Source organism: Ciceribacter sp. RN22, from assembly GCF_024054295.1.
Lineage (GTDB): Bacteria > Pseudomonadota > Alphaproteobacteria > Rhizobiales > Rhizobiaceae > Allorhizobium > Allorhizobium lividum.
Window position 1 is genome coordinate 1,991,633 of the sequence record NZ_JAMXLD010000001.1, and the last position, 17,791, is coordinate 2,009,423.

General features: G+C 65.3%; 20 protein-coding genes. 3 read left to right on the forward strand and 17 right to left on the reverse strand.

Annotation, left to right across the window (positions count from 1 at the left end):
• Positions 1-41 precede the first annotated feature (41 nt).
• The 5 genes from NHF53_RS09870 to hemN all read right to left on the reverse strand — a co-directional run bounded on the left by NHF53_RS09870 (position 42) and on the right by hemN (position 4,914).
• Positions 42-1,328, reverse strand: a complete 1,287-nt coding sequence (locus NHF53_RS09870) for a beta-ketoacyl-ACP synthase (RefSeq protein WP_252834033.1) — start codon at positions 1,326-1,328, stop codon at positions 42-44.
• A 14-nt stretch (positions 1,329-1,342) separates the two neighbouring features.
• On the reverse strand, positions 1,343-2,545 hold the full coding sequence (locus tag NHF53_RS09875) for a beta-ketoacyl-ACP synthase (protein WP_252834034.1): 1,203 nt from the start codon (positions 2,543-2,545) through the stop codon (positions 1,343-1,345).
• Positions 2,546-2,678: 133 nt separating this feature from the next.
• Positions 2,679-3,158 (reverse strand): 3-hydroxyacyl-ACP dehydratase FabZ family protein, encoded by a 480-nt coding sequence (locus tag NHF53_RS09880; protein WP_252834035.1) that lies wholly within the window; start codon positions 3,156-3,158, stop codon positions 2,679-2,681.
• Positions 3,159-3,180: 22 nt separating this feature from the next.
• Entirely contained in the window at positions 3,181-3,459 is a 279-nt protein-coding gene (locus tag NHF53_RS09885; RefSeq protein WP_112831921.1) for an acyl carrier protein, read from the reverse strand.
• Positions 3,460-3,564: 105 nt separating this feature from the next.
• Positions 3,565-4,914 (reverse strand): oxygen-independent coproporphyrinogen III oxidase, encoded by a 1,350-nt coding sequence (gene hemN, locus NHF53_RS09890; protein ID WP_252834036.1) that lies wholly within the window; start codon positions 4,912-4,914, stop codon positions 3,565-3,567.
• Between the two features lie 207 nt (positions 4,915-5,121).
• On the opposite strand from hemN, the gene NHF53_RS09895 reads away from it, so the two are divergent.
• Positions 5,122-5,847 (forward strand): Crp/Fnr family transcriptional regulator, encoded by a 726-nt coding sequence (locus NHF53_RS09895; RefSeq protein ID WP_114361845.1) that lies wholly within the window; start codon positions 5,122-5,124, stop codon positions 5,845-5,847.
• Positions 5,848-5,921: 74 nt separating this feature from the next.
• On the opposite strand, the gene NHF53_RS09900 is transcribed toward NHF53_RS09895, so the two are convergent.
• The 5 genes from NHF53_RS09900 to cobA all read right to left on the reverse strand — a co-directional run bounded on the left by NHF53_RS09900 (position 5,922) and on the right by cobA (position 10,562).
• Complete coding sequence (locus NHF53_RS09900; RefSeq protein WP_252834037.1) at positions 5,922-6,350, reverse strand: L,D-transpeptidase; 429 nt, start codon at positions 6,348-6,350, stop codon at positions 5,922-5,924.
• An 87-nt stretch (positions 6,351-6,437) separates the two neighbouring features.
• Positions 6,438-7,421 carry an adenosylcobinamide-phosphate synthase CbiB gene (cbiB, locus tag NHF53_RS09905; protein ID WP_252834038.1) on the reverse strand — a complete coding sequence of 328 codons (984 nt, stop codon included), beginning with the start codon at positions 7,419-7,421 and terminating at the stop codon, positions 6,438-6,440.
• Positions 7,418-8,422 carry a threonine-phosphate decarboxylase CobD gene (cobD, locus tag NHF53_RS09910; RefSeq protein WP_252834039.1) on the reverse strand — a complete coding sequence of 335 codons (1,005 nt, stop codon included), beginning with the start codon at positions 8,420-8,422 and terminating at the stop codon, positions 7,418-7,420. Before cobD ends, cbiB begins: the two co-directional genes overlap by 4 nt.
• Positions 8,419-9,723, reverse strand: coding sequence for a cobyrinate a,c-diamide synthase (locus tag NHF53_RS09915; protein WP_252834040.1), 1,305 nt, complete (start codon positions 9,721-9,723; stop codon positions 8,419-8,421). Before NHF53_RS09915 ends, cobD begins: the two co-directional genes overlap by 4 nt.
• Positions 9,720-10,562 (reverse strand): uroporphyrinogen-III C-methyltransferase, encoded by an 843-nt coding sequence (gene cobA / locus NHF53_RS09920; RefSeq protein ID WP_252834041.1) that lies wholly within the window; start codon positions 10,560-10,562, stop codon positions 9,720-9,722. The genes NHF53_RS09915 and cobA overlap by 4 nt, the downstream gene beginning before the upstream one ends.
• Positions 10,563-10,656: 94 nt before the next feature.
• On the opposite strand from cobA, the gene NHF53_RS09925 reads away from it, so the two are divergent.
• The gene (locus tag NHF53_RS09925) at positions 10,657-11,793 is read left to right on the forward strand and encodes a cobalt-precorrin-5B (C(1))-methyltransferase (protein ID WP_252834042.1); all 1,137 of its coding nucleotides are present in this window, start codon (positions 10,657-10,659) and stop codon (positions 11,791-11,793) included.
• Positions 11,777-12,469 (forward strand): cobalt-precorrin-6A reductase, encoded by a 693-nt coding sequence (locus NHF53_RS09930; protein WP_252834043.1) that lies wholly within the window; start codon positions 11,777-11,779, stop codon positions 12,467-12,469. Before NHF53_RS09925 ends, NHF53_RS09930 begins: the two co-directional genes overlap by 17 nt.
• A 24-nt stretch (positions 12,470-12,493) precedes the next feature.
• Here NHF53_RS09930 and NHF53_RS09935 read toward each other — a convergent pair whose 3' ends face one another.
• From NHF53_RS09935 to cobJ, 7 genes are all read right to left on the reverse strand, one after another.
• Positions 12,494-12,922 (reverse strand): SRPBCC domain-containing protein, encoded by a 429-nt coding sequence (locus NHF53_RS09935; RefSeq protein ID WP_252834044.1) that lies wholly within the window; start codon positions 12,920-12,922, stop codon positions 12,494-12,496.
• Entirely contained in the window at positions 12,909-13,250 is a 342-nt protein-coding gene (locus NHF53_RS09940; RefSeq protein ID WP_148159906.1) for a metalloregulator ArsR/SmtB family transcription factor, read from the reverse strand. The genes NHF53_RS09935 and NHF53_RS09940 overlap by 14 nt, the downstream gene beginning before the upstream one ends.
• A 183-nt stretch (positions 13,251-13,433) precedes the next feature.
• On the reverse strand, positions 13,434-14,393 hold the full coding sequence (locus tag NHF53_RS09945; protein WP_252834045.1) for a nucleoside hydrolase: 960 nt from the start codon (positions 14,391-14,393) through the stop codon (positions 13,434-13,436).
• Positions 14,394-14,469: 76 nt separating this feature from the next.
• Positions 14,470-14,925 (reverse strand): GFA family protein, encoded by a 456-nt coding sequence (locus NHF53_RS09950; RefSeq protein ID WP_252834046.1) that lies wholly within the window; start codon positions 14,923-14,925, stop codon positions 14,470-14,472.
• Positions 14,926-15,009: 84 nt separating this feature from the next.
• Positions 15,010-15,318 (reverse strand): DUF1905 domain-containing protein, encoded by a 309-nt coding sequence (locus NHF53_RS09955; RefSeq protein WP_252834047.1) that lies wholly within the window; start codon positions 15,316-15,318, stop codon positions 15,010-15,012.
• A 2-nt stretch (positions 15,319-15,320) separates the two neighbouring features.
• Positions 15,321-16,103: a precorrin-4 C(11)-methyltransferase gene (gene cobM, locus NHF53_RS09960; protein ID WP_252834048.1), complete on the reverse strand. Its 783-nt coding sequence runs from the start codon at positions 16,101-16,103 to the stop codon at positions 15,321-15,323.
• A 255-nt stretch (positions 16,104-16,358) separates the two neighbouring features.
• A partial coding sequence (gene cobJ / locus NHF53_RS09965) for a precorrin-3B C(17)-methyltransferase (protein ID WP_252834049.1) occupies positions 16,359-17,791 on the reverse strand: 1,433 nt, incomplete at its 5' end.

Below are 17,791 nucleotides of genomic sequence, written 5' to 3' on the forward strand. Positions count from 1 at the left end.
CCTTTCGGCGTTCCGATACACTCTTTTTCGTGGCGTTCCGATTAAGCCGGTTCACGCGTCATGACAAGGCTGGCGTTCTGCCCGCCGAAACCGAACGAATTCGACAGCACGGCCGATACATCCGCCGTACGTTTGACGTTCGGAACCACGTCGAGCTCCATCGCCGGATCGGGATTGACGTAGTTGATGGTCGGCGGAATCGTGCCGGTCAGCATGGTCTGGAACGAAAAGACCGCTTCGACCGCGCCCGCCGCCGTCAGCGTGTGCCCGATCATCGACTTGTTCGACGACACCGGAATCTGCTTCAGCCGATCGCCGAAGACCGCGAGCATCGCGCCGTATTCCATCTTGTCGTTTTCCGGCGTCGAGGTGCCGTGGGCGTTGACATAGTCGATGTCCGCCTCGCCGATCCCCGCATCGGCAAGCGCCGCGCGCATCGTCGCGATCGCCGGGCCGCCGTCCGGCGAGGAGCGCGTGCGGTGGAAATGGTCGGCCTTCTCCCCGCATCCCTTCATGACGCCGAGGATCTTCGCGCCGCGGGCGACGGCCGATTCCATCGATTCGAGGACGAGCGTTGCCGCGCCCTCGGCGATCACGAAGCCGTCGCGATCCTTGCTGAAGGGTTTGGATGCCTTCTCCGGCGCATCGTTCTGGGTCGAGAGCGCAGAGAGCAGCGAGAAGCGGATCACCGCCTCGACGCTGATCGAGCCGTCGGTCGCAACCGTCAGCGCGCGCTCCGTGCGGCCCTGGCGGATCGCCTCGACGCCGAGCTGGATGGCGGTCGCGCCCGACGCGCATGCGGTCGAGAGCGTGACCGGCAATCCGCGCGTGCCGAAGCGGTCGGCGAGCCGTTCCGAGATCGAGCCGAACTGCACCGCTTCGAGGAAGACCGGATCGGGCTTCGCCCGCATCGCGGCGAGGAAGCGCTCATAAACGTCGCCGTCATGATCCGGCGGCGGCGCCCGCTCGGCAAGCGCGAAGCGGTCGGACCATTCCGGTTCGACGGGCGGGGCTGCGAGGAACAGCGGGCCGTTGAAGTCGCCAGAGAGGCCGGCCTGGCCCAGTGCCTCGATCGTGGTTTCGCGGGCGAGCGCATAGGAACGCTCGACGGCGTTGGCCGCGGGGATATCGATGAAATCGACGGTGCCGCCGATGCGCGTCGGCATGCCCTCGGTCGGGAAGCGCTTGATTGCATGGATACCGGACTTGCCGGCAGTCAGCGCGTTCCAGTTGTCGGCGAGCCCCTGGCCGAGCGAGGTGATCACGCCCATCCCGGTCACGACGACGATCGGGCGCCCGAGATGATCCTTGAAGCGGTTGTCGGTCATGGATCCCTTCCTTCTCACGCGTCGGCCGAAACGAGGGCGACGCCTTCGCCGTGGACATAGCCCACCGTCGTCACGACGGCATGGCGGGCGGGTGCGGCCATCGCCGCTTCGTGGCCGGGATCGAAGGGCGGCACCTTCGCGTGGCTGTCGAGTGCAAGGGCGGCAAGCGCCAGCCCGAGCGGGAATTGTGCTTCCATGCCGTGCCCGGTGCTGCCGCCATAGCCGCGCACCGGTGCTGCCGGAAAGCGGCGATCGAGCACAGCCTTCTCGCGGCGTGCCAGATCGTGCAGGCCACTCGAACCGGAAAAGACCACCGTATCGGAAGGTGCGTCCGCGACATCGGAGAGCAGGCGTTCGATCCGGCCCTCGAAGCGACCGCTCTCGCGGCTGCCGCGATCACCCTCGACCGCGTCCAGAACCGCATAGACATGGGCGCCCCGCGCCTCGGCGTGTTCCCGGCTTTCGAGCACGAGGAAAGCGCCGACCGATCCGAGCATCATGCCACCGCCGGCATCCTCGGAGCGCGACCACAGGGGCCGCCATTCACCGGTCGCATGTGCGCGGATGCCTTCGACGAGCAGCAGGATGTCCGGACGTTCGGCGATGAAGGCGCCGCCGACGAGCGTGTGGGTCGACTGGCCGCAGCGCAGGCGCGCGAACGCCGTCTCGATTGCGGAAATGCCGGCCGATTCCTCGCCCATGAAGGTGCGGGAAGAACCGGTGACCTTATGCACGATGGAGATATTGCCGGCCATCAGGTTGGAAAGCTGCGCCAGGAACAACGTCGGGCGAAGCTCGGTCGTCAGCTTCTCGACCAGCAACCTGTCGCGATCGTTGCGGCGCAGGGCCTCGTTGACGATCAGCGTGTCGACATTGACATCGCGCTCGCCGCCGCCGGCCGCGACGATCAGGTCCATCGTGCCGCAGAGTTCGGCATTGTCCTTCAGCCCGGCATCGTCGAGGGCGAGACCCGCGGCATAGACGCCGAGCCGCTGCCAGTTTTCCATCTGGCGCTGGTCGCCGCGCTTGGCGATCTGCGTCGACCAGTCGATCTCCGGCAGGTGGTGGACCGGATACGGCTTGAACTTCTCCGTCTCGACCACCGGCTCGGGCGCCGTCGCGGCGGACAGCAGGGCGATATGCGGCTCCTTGCCGGTTCCATGGCAGGTGACGATGCCAATACCGGTGATCACCACGTCGTTCGGCTTCTTGCTCATTCTCTATCCTTCAGCCGGCAATCCTTCGGCCGGCGTTCCATCCGGCGCATCCCTACGCCTTGCGCAGCGGCGCTGGCAATAGCTTTCGCGACCGGCGGGACTTGTCGGAAAATCCGCAAAGGCGGCCTGCCGCTCAGGCGCCGCCCTCCGCTTCGATGGCCGCCATCAGCCCGACCTCGACCGCACGGTTGCGGACGATTTCCGCCAGCGGCGCCTCGCTGAAAGGCATGGTGCGGAGCTTCAGCTGGGCGTCGCAGATCTTCTTGCCGCCCGATGCGATCTTCGCCTTGGTGACGGCGAAACCCGAACCATCGTGTTCGAGGTGTGCCTCGATGTCGAGCACGGCGCCGGGCTCGACGAAACTGCGCATTTTCGCGCCGTCGACCGACATCAGGAACGGCATCGACGAAAAACCGCTCGCCGCCAGCACGAGAAAACCCGAGGCCTGTGCCATCGTCTCGATCAGCAGCACGCCCGGAACGAGCGGCATGCCGGGGAAATGACCCTCGAAGACAGGGCTTTTCTCCGGCACGACCGAGCGGGCCCGGAGCGTGCCGTCGCGGAGGCTCACGGCCTCCACCCTGTCGATCATCTGGAAGTATTCGAGCAGCATTGCGTTTCGTCCGCCGGACCGATCAGCCCTTGGCGGCGCGCAATTCGTCGATCTTCGCGCAGAGATTCTTGAGAACGAAGTATTCCTCGGTGGAAACCTTGCCCTCGTTGACTTCCTGCGTCCACTGTTCGAGCGGGATCTTGATGCCGAATTCCTTGTCGATCGCAAAGACGATGTCGAGGAAGTCCAGGCTGTCGATGCCGAGATCGTCGATCGTGTGGCTTTCAGGCGTAATGGTTTCGCGGTCGATCTCGCTGGTTTCAGCGATGATGTCAGCAACTTTGTCGAATGTAGCGCTCACGCCAATTACCTCATATGTCCTAAATCCGAGTTCCACATAGGGAAAACTCGGCGAAAAGCCAATGCCCTCTTGCGCCGGCAGGAAAATTTGCCGTTGCAGTGTTGCTCAAACAGCAATCGAATGGCGGCCCTTCCCTGTCGACAGGTAGCTGTCGAAGACGGCCGCAATGCTGCGGGTGAACGGCTTGCCGGTCTCGGTGATGCGGAACTGGTCGGCGACGATCTCGCAGATACCGTCCGGGTTGCTTGCGACATACTGTCGGGCTTCGGCGATCACTGCCTCGGCGATCTTCGGGAATCGATTCCGGATGTCGGCAAACGAGAAGGCGAAGCGGCACATCAGGTCCTCGATGACCTTGGCGCGCATCCGGTCGTCGTCTGTCAGCTCGATGCCGCGCACGGCCGTCAGCCCCTGCCCCAGCGCCATCTTCTGGTACTCGCCGGTCGCTGGCATGTTCTGGACATAGCCTTCCGGCAATTGCCCGATCGAAGACGCCCCGAGGCCGATCAGCGCATCCGCCGCATCGTCGGTATAGCCCTGGAAATTGCGGTGGAGCCGCCCCTCGCGGCTCGCGATCGCCAGCTTGTCGCCGGACCTGGCAAAATGGTCGATGCCGATCGCCTCGTAGCCGGCCTCAACCAGCATCTCGGCAGCACGGTTCATCTGTCGGAAGCGCATCTCGACACCGGGAAGCGCCTCTTCCGGAATCATCGTCTGGTGCTTCTTCATCCACGGTACATGGGCATATCCGAAGAGCGCGATGCGATCGGGCGCCAGCGAGAGGATGTCGCGGACGGTGGCTTCCAGCGTCTCGAGCGTCTGATACGGCAAACCGTAGAGGATGTCGCAGTTGACCGAGTGCACGCCTCGCGCCCTGACCGCCTCGACGACACCTTTTGTGTGTTCGAAAGTCTGGATACGGTTGATCGCCTTCTGCACGTCCGGGTTGAAGTCCTGAACGCCGAGGCTCGCCCGCGTCATGCCGATCGCCGCCAACGCGTCGTAGCGCGCGTCATCGAGATCGTTCGGGTCCATTTCGACGCTGATCTCGGCGTCGTCGCGGAAAGAGAAGTGCGCGCGCAGCGCCGCCATCAGGGCGATCATGTCCTCTGGCCTCAGCATGGTCGGCGAGCCGCCACCGAAATGCACAGCGCTCACCTTCGCATTCCGGTCGACGAATCCCCCGACGTGGGCGATTTCGCTGTGGAGAGCCTCGAGATAGGCGATAATCGGATCGTATTTCAGAGTATGTTTCGTATGGCAGGCGCAGAACCAGCACAGCCGATCGCAATAAGGAATATGGATATAGAGCGAGATATCTTGCCCTTTTCCGAGATTCTGCAACCATTGCGCATATTTGTCGCAGCCGACGCCCTCGTGAAAATGTGGCGCGGTCGGATAACTCGTGTAACGTGGCACCGCGCCGGAATACTTGCCCAGAAGGCCTTCTTGCATGAACTTCACCGCAATTGTCAGGATAAGCAATTGCTTAATTATTAACAGGAGACGGGCCCGCAGCCTTTGACTTCGATCAATTTGCTGTTAAAATTACGGCATAAGAAAACCGGAGGGTGCACGGCACCTTTCGCGGTCGAAACAGGGCGTTCCTGGTAAGCGCGAACAGGCGTAGGGATGGGCGGACAGATGAGACCGATCGACATTATGGATGCCCTCAAGAGAAACGTCCTGGAGTGTGAAGGCCCTGCGGTCTGCAAGACCTGCGAAGCACGTCATGGTGGTGTCTGCGCGAGCCTCAGCGTTCCGCAGCTGGTGGAACTCAACAAGCACTCCTCCCGCCGCAAGGTGGAAGCCGGCAACGAGGTCATCGGCCAGGGCGAGTCGGTCTCCACCTACAGCAACATCCTGAACGGTGTCGTGAAGCTCTCGAAGATGATGGCAGACGGCCGCCAGCAGATCGTCGGCCTACAGTTTGCGCCGGACTTCCTCGGCCGGCCGCATCAGGAAGAGAGCACCGTCACCGCGGAAGCGGCGACGGACACCGAGATCTGCGTTTTCCCGCGGGCGCTCATCGACCGGATCGTCAGCGAGACGCCGGATTTCGAGCGCATGCTCTACGAGCAGTCGCTGAAGGAACTCGACGAGGCGCGCGACTGGATGTTGACCCTCGGCCGCAAGACGGCGCAGGAAAAGGTCGCAAGCTTCCTGCACCTGATCGCGACTCACATCGATCCGGAGAATGCGAGCCCCCGCACCTTCGACCTGCCGCTCTCGCGCGCCGATATCGCCGACTTCCTCGGCCTCACCATCGAGACCGTAAGCCGGCAGATGACGAAGCTGCGCAAGGAAGGCATCATCGTCATCGAGAACAACCGCCACGTCACGGTGCCGAGCCTCGAACGGCTGCGCTGCGTCGCCGGCAACGACTGATTCTATCGGCAAACCAGTCTTGAGGACCGCGTGACGCTCGCCCAGAGACCTGGGTGTGGTTCAGCGTTTCAATCTCAGCGCGCGATGATGATCTTCGTATTGGCGAGCCCGTTGCTGGTCGCGAGGCGGAAGAAGATCGCCGCATTGTCGGGGTGGAGCCGCACGCAACCATGCGACACCGGCCGCCCGAGGCTTCTCACCTCGTAAGTGCCGTGGATCGCGTAGCCCCCCTTGAAGAAGATCGCGTAGGGCATCGGCGCATTGTCGTATTTGCGCGACCGGTGATAGCGCGAGGCCCAGCGGGCAGTGAATATCCCGGTCGGCGTCCGGTAACCGCGGCGAGCGGTGGAGACCTTCCACGTATATTGCGGCTCGCCGTTCACCGAGACCCGCATCGTCTGCGCCGAGAGGCTGATCTGGGCGACGACTGTATCCGCGATCGCGGCGGCAGGTACGACCACCGCGAAGACGAAAACGACCAGCAGAGCGGCAAGACGGCGCATTCCTCCAATACCCCCTGTTAGGCGATGTATACCCGCCAACACTAGCGCAAAAGGGGTAAACAAACACCAACGCGGCCGGAACCACCATCAGAGCAGGATTGCGATCACCGTCAGGCCGAGCACGAGCACGGCGAGCGACGAGCAGGCGGCGTCGAAGATTCCGACGGCCGCGCCGATGTCACCCGCCTCAGCCTCGGCGCGGCCGGCGCCGTTGATCATCGGTTCGCTGACCACCTGGCCGCCATAGATACGCGGACCGGCGAGCCGGATGTCGAGTGCTCCGGCCATCGCCGCTTCCGGCCAGCCGGAATTGGGCGAACGATGGAGGCCGCTGTCGCGAAAGGCGACGGAGAGCGAACGACGGGCGGCGGCGCCTCCCTGGCGTATCGCCGCGCCGGCGGCGATCAACAGGCTCGAGAGCCGCGCCGCCGGCCAGTTGGCGAGGTCGTCGAGGCGGGCCGAGGCCCAGCCGAAATCGCGATATTTCGGGCTCTTGTGACCGATCATCGAATCGGCCGTGTTCAGCATCTTGTAGGCGAAGATGCCCGGCAATCCGGCGACCGCGTACCAGAAGGCTGGCGCGACCGTGCCGTCGGCGAAGTTTTCGGCAAGGCTTTCGATTGCAGCACGGACAACGCCCGCCTCGTCGAGCGTCTCCGGGTCTCGCCCGACGATCATCGAAACGGCGCGGCGCCCGCCGGCCAACCCGTCGCGACGCAGGCCGTCTGCGACGGCCGCGACATGGTCCTTCAGGCTCTTCTGCGCCAGCAGGACCGCGACGACTGCAACCTCCAGCAGGAAACCGACAAGGCCGAACGCGGCAAAGAGACCGTGCAGCAGGCAACCGGCGAGCGCCGCTCCGGCCAGAAGCAGCACGATCGCCACCACACCGTTGCGGCGACGAACGTCGCCGGCGAGCGAATCGCGGTTCATTCGCCTGTCGAGCGCATCGATCGCCGCGCCGAAGACCACGACCGGATGGCGGACGCGCTGCCACAGCCACGCGGGATCGCCGACAAGCCGATCGAGCAACAATGCGAGGACGAGAATCACAAAGACCGTAGCGCTCATCGGACGCTCCAGGTCGAAAGGGCCGCGGCGAGGCGCGCATCCGCCGCTTCGTCCGGCGCAAGGCCGATGCGCAGCCAGTTCGTCGCATAGTCGAACTTGCGGGTCAGAATGTGCGCCCGGCAGAGATGGGCGTGGAGTTGCTCCGCGCGCGGGCTCTCGACGAGCGCAAAGAGCGCCGTGCCGCCGGCGACGTGAAGACCGGCCCCCGTGAGAACGCGCTGCAGCGCCGTCCGCCGCTCGGCGAGCCGCCGGCGAATCCCATCCGCATCGCCGCGGAAGAGCGCAGCCGCGACCGAGAGGGCCGGCCCCGAGACCGCCCAGGGCCCGAGCCAGGTCGCCATGCGCTCCCGGATCTCCGGCCGCGCGATGACGAAGCCGAGCCGGATACCGGCCATGCCGAAGAACTTTCCGAAGGAACGGAAGACGATCAGGTTCGGGGTCGCTGGCACCAGATCGACGACACTCGTCTCCGGCGTGCAGTCGGCGAAGGCCTCGTCGACAACGAGATAGCCGCCGCAACCTGCAAGGTCGGCGGCGAGCCGCTTGAGAACGTCGCGCGATATCAACCGGCCGTCCGGGTTGTTGGGATTGACGGCGACCACGACGGCATGGTCCTCACGCACATCGTCCGGCCCGGCGATAGCATCGACGGCAAGGCCAGCGAGCGCGAAGACCCGGGCGTATTCGCCATAGGTCGGCGAGAGGATCGCAACCCGCGCGCTGGCAGGAACGAGGCGCGGCAGTATCTGGATCGCCGCCTGGGTTCCCGGCACGGCAAGCGGCAAAATCTCGCCCGAGCGGTAGAAATCACGCCCCGTGATCGTCACCTCGTCGAGAAGATGCTGGTCCGGGAGGCGCTGCCAGGCCGAGGCCGGGACGTCCGGGACGGCAGGCGGGCACGGATTGAGGCCGGTCGACAGGTCGAGCCAGTCCTCGACGTGGCCACCGTAAAGCGCCGCCGCCGCACCGATGCCGCCGCCATGCACAATTTCGCCGCTCATCGCGTCTCGCAGATGTCGATGAGGTGCATGAAGGAGCCGGCAACCGAACCGCGCCTGAGGCCGACCTCGCCGAGTGACGTGCCGAGCGCGTCCTCGGCGGCAAAGAGCCGGTCGCCCTCGCCTTCGGAGATGATCGTCGCGTAGTGGAATTCGTGCGCCGTCATCTCCGTCGTGAAAAAGGACCCGGGAAGCGGCCGCACACGACGATAGCCGAGCTGGCGCTTGCGCCTGGCGAAACTCGTCACGAGCGGCAGGAAGCCGAGCATCCGGTGGCTCTCGCCCGCTTCGTCGATCAGGGCCTCGCCGAGAACCATGTAGCCACCGCACTCGCCGAAGATGCGCGCGCCGCGATCCCGCGCGGCGGCCATACCGGCATGGAAGGTGCCGGCCGCGGCGATCTGCCCGGCGGAGAGTTCCGGATAGCCGCCCGGCAGATAGACCGCATCGCAGTCATCCGCCGGCGCCTCGTCGGCGAGCGGCGAGAAGAAGGAAATCTCTGCGCCGCGGCGACGCCAACCCATCAGCATGTGCTCGTAGGAAAAGGCGAAGGCGTTGTCGCGGGCCACCGCGATCTTCTGCCCGAACGGCATCAGCCGGGCGATATTGGCGTCGGACGCGCGATCGGGGATGTGCCGCGCGGTGCGGATCAGCGCCTTGACGTCGCAGGACGAGGCGACGAGGTCCGCCGCCCGGTCGATGAAGGTTTCGAGTTCGCCGTGTTCGCCGGCCTGGACCAGCCCGAGATGGCGTGCCGGCAGTTCGAGCGATTTGCTCGTGCGGATGACCCCGAAGACCGGCATGCGGATGGCGGCCATGGCGTCCCGCAGCATCGCCTCGTGGCGGTCGCCGCTGACCCGGTTGAGGATCACGCCGACGATGCGGGTGTCGATCCGGTAATTGGCAAAGCCGCTGACGAGGGCGGCCGTCGAATGGGAGGAGCGTGCGCAATCGACGACGAGGAGCACCGAGAGCCCGAGAATCGCGGCGAGATCCGCGGCCGAGCCGCGCCCGTCCGCGGCTCCGTCGAAGAGCCCCATCATAGCCTCGACGACGAGATCCTTGCCGCCGGAGGTGTGAAGGGCCGCATTGGCGAGCAGCAACTCGCGCCGCATGGCCCAGGGATCGAAGTTGAGACAAACCTCGCCACTCGCCGCCGCATGGAAGGCCGGGTCGATATAGTCCGGCCCCGCCTTGCCGGGCGCGACCGGGTGGCCGAGCCGCTTCAGTGCGCGCAGAAGGCCGAGCGTCACCGTCGTCTTGCCCGATCCGGTTGCCGGCGCGGCGATCATCAACCCGCTCATGCCGTGTCCTTCCGGTTGTCGCCGTCAAAGGGATCGCCGACGAGCGTGCGGCCGGAAAGCGCCCCGAGCCAGTCGAGCGACGGTCTCAGGCGGACGACCTCGCCGACGACGACGATGGCAGGTGGCTCGAAACCGGAGGCTGCCACTGCCCGCTCAGCCTCGCCGAGCGTCGTCTCCAGCACCTTCTGCGTGGCCGTTGCGGCATCGCAGACGAAGGCGACCGGTTCCGACGCGCTACGACCGCCGGCGATCAGTTGCGCGGAGATGCGTCCAATGTGCTTCATCGCCATGTACATCACAATCACCGGGGAACCCTTGGCGATCGCCTCCCAGTCGATCCGGTCCGGAACGAGGCCGGAGGAATCATGACCGGTAAGGAAGGTGACGGCGTGATTGATCTCCCGGTGCGTGACCGGAATGCCGGCATAGGCGAGCCCGCCGATCCCGGCCGTGATGCCGGGCACGATGCGGAACGGAACGCCGTGCGCGACCAGCGTCAGCGCCTCCTCTCCGCCGCGACCGAACACGAAGGGATCGCCACCCTTGAGACGCAGGACCTTCAGGCCCGATTTCGCAAGCTCCACCAGCCGCAGCGAGATGTCGCGCTGCTTGGCGGAGGGCTTTCCCCCGCGCTTGCCGGCATATTCGAGGGCGGCGCCGGGACGCGCGAGCTTCAGGCACTCCTCGTTGACCAGCGCGTCGTGGACGATCACGTCGGCTTCACCGAGCGCCTTTGCCGCAAGCAGCGTCAGAAGCCCCGGATCACCGGGGCCGGCGCCGGCCAGCCAGACATGGCCGGGCTCGATCGCCGGAAGATCGGAAAACGGAAATTCAGTCATGGCCTTGCTCTATGCCCGCAGTCCCAAAATTGCAATCACGTGACACACCATCTGCGTGCTTTCGAAGGCCGGAACGCTGGCCTATAAGAGAGCCATGAACGAGACGACCGAAGCGGCGAAGACGACCCCGGGAAGCGCCGGCGAAAACCGGGAGAAGCCCGAAGGACCGCTGCGCCCCGGCTGGACGACCGGTGCCTGCGCGACCGCCGCCACGAAGGCGGCGCTGACGGCGCTCATCACCGGCGAGTTCCCGGACCCCGTCAGCATTCGCCTGCCGCGCGGAGAGGAGCCCGCCTTCGCGCTCGCTTTCGAAAGTCTCGGAGAAGGCTATGCCACGGCCGGCATCGTCAAGGATGCCGGCGACGATCCCGATGTCACCCATGGCGCCACAGTAATCGCGACGGTACGTCCGTTGCCGCCCGGAAGCGGTATTCGCTTTGTCGCCGGCGACGGCGTCGGGACCGTCACCAAACCCGGCCTGCCCCTCGGCGTCGGCGAGCCCGCGATCAACCCCGTCCCGCGGCAGATGATGACCCGCGAGGTGGAAACACTCTGCGCCGAACACGGCCTGCCCGCCGATATCGAAATCACCGTCTCCATCCCGGGCGGCGAGGAGATCGCCAGACAGACCTGGAACCCGCGCCTCGGCATCCTGGGCGGTCTTTCGGTGCTGGGGACGACCGGCATCGTGCACCCGTTCTCCTGCGCCGCCTGGATCCACTCGATCCATCGCGGCATCGATGTCGCGCGTGCCGAGGGCATTACCCACGTGCTCGGTGCCACCGGCTCGACGTCCGAAAGGACCGCGCAGGAGCTCTACGGCCTGCCCGAGGGGGCACTTCTCGACATGGGAGATTTCGCCGGCGGCCTTCTCAAATACCTGCGCGTCCACCCGGTGCCGCGGCTGACGATCGCCGGCGGGTTCGCCAAGATGGCCAAGCTCGCGCAGGGCGCACTCGACCTCCATTCGTCCCGCAGCCAGATCGACAATAGCTATTTTCTTTCACTGCCTTGCACGGAAAACCTGAATCTTTCTGTCAGGAAGAAAATCGAACAATCCAACACGGCCCTCGAAGTTCTCGAAATCCTGCGGAACGAGGGTATCGACATCGCAACCGTCGTCGCGGCGGATGCCCGCGAGACGGCTCTCGACGTGCTCCGCGGCGCGCCGGTCGAGGTCGACGTCATCGTTACCGACCGGGAAGGCAATATCCTTGGCCGCGCCGGTTGACCGACGGGAGAAAATCCTGATCCTCGGCGGGACCGCGGAGGCCGCGGCGATCGCCCGCCGGCTGGTCGCTGCCGGTGCGGATGTCGTCACCTCGCTCGCCGGACGTACGAGCAACCCGGCGCCGCTCCCCGGCCACATCCGGATCGGCGGTTTTGGAGGGGCGGAAGGTCTCGCCCGCTACATCGCCGAGAACGGCATCGCAAAAGTGATCGACGCGACCCATCCCTTCGCGAACCGGATCTCACAGAATGCCCGGCTGGCCTGTGCGGCAACCGGGATACCGCTGGAGCAACCGGAGCGCCCCGCCTGGAAGAAGCAGCCCGGCGACAACTGGATCGAAGTGCAGAGCCTCGAGGAGGCCGCCGCCGCCCTGCCCGCCGGTGCCCGCGCCTTTCTCGCCCTCGGGCGCCAGCATCTCGCAGCCTTCGAAGGCCGGCCGGATTGCCATTTCGTGGTTCGCATGGTCGATCCGCCGGAGAAGCCGCTCGGTTTTGCCGATTGCGATCTGCTTCTTGGAAAGGCCTCGGCCGATCCCGAGGAGGAAGCGAACCTCTTCCGGCTCCATCGGATCACGCACGTCGTTTGCCGCAATTCGGGCGGTGAAGCCGGCTACGGAAAGATCGCCGCGGCAAGGAAGCTGGGCCTGCCGGTCGTCATGGTGGGCCGGGCGGCCTGAACGCCGCCCGACGCAGTCTCCGGATCAGGCGAGCGTCTCGGCAAGATCGCCCAGGATCGCGGTCCATCCCTGGATGTGACCGAGGCGCGCCTCCTCGCTGCGGAACTTCACCTGTTTCAGGGTGATGTCCGTCATGCCGGGCTCCGGCTCCGAAAAGTCGATCGTGACGACGCTGTCGTCCTGCGAGAATGGCGACTCCCACGTGAAGGAGAGGCGCGAGTAAGGATCGATCTCGAGATAGGTGCCGGCGTGCGGGATTTCCTTCTCCGGCGTCTTCATGACGATCGAGAAGCGGCCGCCCTTGACCGGATCGTTCGTCACCTTCGCCGCCTCGCTGGCGGTGCCCGGCGGGCGCATGACTTTCGAAAGTATGGCCGGCGACAGCCAGGCATTGAAGACCTTTTCCCGCGAGGCGGCGATCGTGCGGTTTACCGTCAGTTCAAGTTCGCTCATGGTCGTGTTCCTCTGAAACGAGTGCATTTTCCAGCGCCGTCAGGCGCAACTCCCAGATGGACTTCAGTTGCGCAAACCAGCTCTCGGTGAGCTTCAGCGGTTCGAGCTCGGCCGCGATGAAATGCTCGCGGCCCATCGTCCGGCGGGTGACCAGTCCCGCCTCCTCCAGCACCTTGATATGCTTCGAGACGGAATTCAGCGACATGTCGAAATGGGCGGCGAGCGCGGTCACTCTCAACGCCCCTTCCTGAACGAGGAGCGTCAAGATCTGTCGCCGTGTGGTGTCACCGGCGGCTTTGAGAATTCGCGACAGAGCGTCTTCGTCCATTTGTTCACCCATACGGTTGAATATATGAAACTCCCCACATAGTCAACCATATGGGTGAATATTTCCAAAGCGAAAATTCCGCTCCTCCCCGAAAACCTTCCGGCTTCAGGGCGAAGTAACCAGATTTGCACGATAGCGGCCGTAAACCGCGCGAACGACGGGGTGAACGGCAGTGCCCTGCGCTCAGTCTTCCTTCACCGACACGATGGTGTCGTGGATGAGTTGCAGCACAGCCGGCGCATCGATGCCGGTGCAGATGCGCTGCGAGGGAAGTCCGTCCCAGTCGCTCGGGCCGAAGGTGCGGCCGTCCGGTTTCTGGATCGTCATGCCGTCGGCAATGCCGCCGCAGACGACGCGGACCGTGCCGGCGCGGGTCTGAAAAAGCTCCGGCGCGACGACATAGGCGCAGGCGCAGCTGTCGTGCACCACCATGCCGTCCGGCACACGACCCTCGTAGAACTTGATGTAGAACTGCGAGAGGTCGAAGAGGAGTTTCGCGCGCGTGCCGGCGGCGTCGCGGATGTCGGCGAGCGCCTTCCGGGTCATGACGGTCTGGAGGGTGACGTCGAGCCCGACGATCACCACCGGCCACTCGGCCGTGAAGACGATGTCGGCGGCTTCCGGATCACCGTGGATGTTGGCCTCGGCCGCCGGCGTCACATTGCCGTTGACCTCGAAGGCGCCGCCCATGACGACGATTTCCTTCACGAGGTCGACGATTTCCGGATCTTCCTTCAGCGCATTGGCGAGATTGGTCATGCGTCCGACGGCGACGATCGTCACCTCGCCCGGGTTCTCGCGGATGGTCTCGACGATGAACCGATGGGCCGGCCGCGGATCGAGCGGCACGTCGAAGACATCGGGCACGCCGATATTGCCGAGACCGTCGTCGCCATGGATGAAGGTCGGCGGTTCGTGGCTGATGCGATGCGGGATGAAGGTCTCGCCGGCGCCTCTTGCCACCGGCGCGTCGATCCTCCACTCGCGCTTCAGGAAGAGCGCGTTGCGCGTCGTCGTCTCGATCCGGGCATTGCCGAAGACCGTGGTGACCCCGAGCAGGGCGACATCCGGATGATGGTGGAGAAAGAGCAGCGCCATGGCGTCATCGACGCCCGGATCCGTATCGAAAATGACCTTGTGCATGAAACCGCCGGGAGTGTGTCTATGTCGAAAGATGAGGCAGCCGTCTTATCCCATTTCGGACGTGAAGGCCAAGCGATCAGACGCCGGCTTCGGCGAATTCCGCAATCAGGCCGGCATAGGCCTCCATCGGCGGAAATTTCTCGAAGCTGTGCTTCGCCGGCGTCTTCGCCCAGGGCAGCATCTCGCTCGTGTAGGTTTCGATGAACGGGCGGAAATCGTGCGCATCGTCCAGCATCGTCGCGCGCAGATTGACGAAAGGCTCCATCACCTCGGCGCGGGTGAACAGCCAGCTCATGCAGTACGGGCAGCAGTAGTGCTGAAGCTCGCCGTGCAGGCCGCCGATCACCGGTTCGAGCCCCGAGACTTCCACCGCATCCTGCGGATAGAGCGCGCTGAGCGAGAAGGCGCTGGCGGTCATCTTCTGGCAGCCCGTGCAATGACAAGCCATGGTCAGCACCGGTCTCCCACGTGCCTTGAGCCGCACCTGTCCGCAGCGGCAACTACCTTCCGTTACGTTCGTTTCGCCCGTCATGGGAGTCTCCGTCTCAAACGCCGACACACCATAACCTCGACATGTGGAAGAGCAACGGTTCACCGACGCGCGCTTGTGCGGTCCTCACCGCTGGAGAACGATCCTGACCTTCAGCGTGTCGCCGGCCTTCACCTGTGCCGCCTTGCGGACCGCGGCCTTGACCGGCAGCAGATAGCTCGCCGACGTCTTGTCGGGAAAGACCGAGGTCTGGAAGGCGACGTCGCCGATTTCCGCCGTCACCGCCACCATGCCCCAGCCGGGGCGGCGGCCTTCGCTCGCGCAGCGGATCGCAAAACCGACCTCCGGCGGAAGGGTGACGAAGTGCCAGGCACCCTTGCCCTTGTATTCCCAAAGCTCGGCCTCGAAATCCCAACCCTCCCCCGCGTATTCCATGATCAGCCGGCCACCTGCTTTTTCTTCTTGCCGACATTCCGCAGCACGTGGCTGAACTGCGAGTTGTAGAGATCGCTGTCGCGGAACTCGACCGAGCCGAAGACCTTGCCGACCATGATGAGGGCCGTGCGGGTGATCTTCGCCTCGCGCACAGCTGCCTGCATGTCCTTCAGCGTCGTGCGGATGAACAGTTCGTCCGGCCAGGTCGAGCGGTAGGCGACGACCACCGGGCAATCCTCGCCGTAGTAGGGCGTGAGAACCTCACGGATATGCGGAAGGTTGCGGATCGACAGGTGGATTGCGAGCGTCGCCCGCGATTTGCCGAGGATTTCCAGCGTCTCGAACTCCGGCATCGAGGACGCCTTCATCTCGGTGCGGGTGATGATGATCGTCTGGGCGATCTCGGGCAGCGTGAGTTCCGTCTTGAGACGGGCGGCGGTCGCGGCAAACGCCGGCACGCCGGGCACCACGTCATAGGGGATGCCGAGCGCGTCGAGCCGTCGCATCTGTTCGGCGATGGCGCCGTAGATCGACGGATCGCCGGAATGAACTCGGGCGACGTCCTCGCCGCGGGCATGCGCCGCCTCCATCTCGGCGACGATCGCATCGAGATGCATCGGCGCGGTATCCTTGACGATCGCGTCCTCCGGAGCCGCCTTGACGATCTCCTCCGGGACCAGCGAGCCCGCGTAGAGGCAGACCGGGCAGCGCTCGATCAGTCTGAGGCCCCGGACGGTGATGAGGTCGGGAGCCCCCGGCCCTGCCCCGATGAAATAGACGGTCATGCTCGTTTCCTCATGTCTGCGGAGCCTTCGCCCCCTCTGCCCTGCCGGGCATCTCCCCCACAAGGGGGGAGAACGGCGCGGGGCAAGCCTCATGCACCCCCGCTGACGTTGAACTCATTTGGCACGCCTCGCTCGCCCCCCACCTTGCCATGGCGGACAGCGTTTGCCGCAGTCCAATCTCCCCCCTTGTGGGGGAGATGGCCGACAGGCCAGAGGGGGGTACCAAGAAACCGGCAGTCGCGGCGATACGGATGCTCACGACGTCATCCCCGTGTCCGCCTTCCCCGAATAGCCGCGCGGCGTATAGACCCAGGTCTTGCCGTCGCCGGTAGTGACCGTGCGGCTTTCCGACGAACCGACGACGACGACCGTCAGCATGTCGACGTCGTCAACGTTCAGTGCGCCGAGCGGCACGGTGCGGACGTGCTCGCCGGGGCGCCCGAGATTGGTGGCGAGGATCACCGGGGTCGAGGCCGGGCGGTATTCGAGCAGTTTCTCGCGCGCCCAGGCAAGCTGCGTGCGCCGCTTCATCGACACCGGATTGTAGAAGGCGATGACGAAGTCGCCCTCGCCCGCCGCCCTCACGCGCCGCTGGATATGCTCCCACGGCGTCAGCAGGTCGGAAAGCGAAATGGTACAGAAATCGTGGCCGAGCGGCGCACCGATGCGCGCTGCCGCCGCCTGCAGCGCCGAAATGCCGGGAGAAACCTGCACTTCGATGCGGCGTGCGCCGTCCGAGATGCCGCCCTTGTCGAAGAGTTCGAAGACCAGCGTCGCCATGGCGTAGATGCCGGCATCCCCCGAGCAGACCAGCGCCACCGTCCGGCCCTCGCCGGCAAGCTCCATGGCGCGCACGACGCGCGCCTCTTCCTTGCCGAGGTCGAAATCGTGGCGCGCCTTGCCATCGGCGAGCGGACCGAGAAGGTCGAGATAGAGCGAATAGCCGACGAGATCGGTCGAGGCGGAAACCATCGCCGAGACCTCGGGCGAGCGCCACTGGTCGGCTCCGGGACCGATGCCGACGACGAAGAGTTTGCCACGCGCCCGGCCGACGGCTTTCGGATTGACGATCCCCGGCGCACGGGCGATTGCCGCGGTCGCGCCCTTCGACTTGATCTTTTCGACGACGAGTTCCCCGGCCGGCCCGACGGCCGCGAGCGCGGCACCCTCGGCGACGCCGTGGCAACCGACCTCGGCGAAGACGATATCGGACGGGTTCTTGAGCCGGGGCGTTTCCGCCTCCAGCGCCGCGGCATCGAAGAACCTGGCCGGCACCCCGAAATGCGCGGCCACGGCATGCACCGCCGCCTCGTCCGCCTTGACGTCGATCGAGGCGACGGTCGCGAGGCTCTCCCGCACCAGTCCACCGTCTGCAAGGGCCTTTTCGGCAAGCGCGATCGCCTCGTCGATGGAGGCGTGCCGCTCGCAACCGATCCCGAGAACGAGCGTCTTCGGGTGATAGACGAGCTCCAGCGGCCCTGCGTCCTTCGGCTGGTCGGTTACGGTCAAAGTCACCGACCCGTCGTCCGCGAAGGGGATGCGCGAGGCGGTAAGCCAGCCGGCCAGTGTCGGCGCGGCGCCCCCCTCTGCCCTGCCGGGCATCTCCCCCTCAAGGGGGGAGATCGACATCCTTCCAGCGTCGAGTGTCCCATCGGAGTGGCTGTCCGCGTCTGCGGCTCTCCCTGACA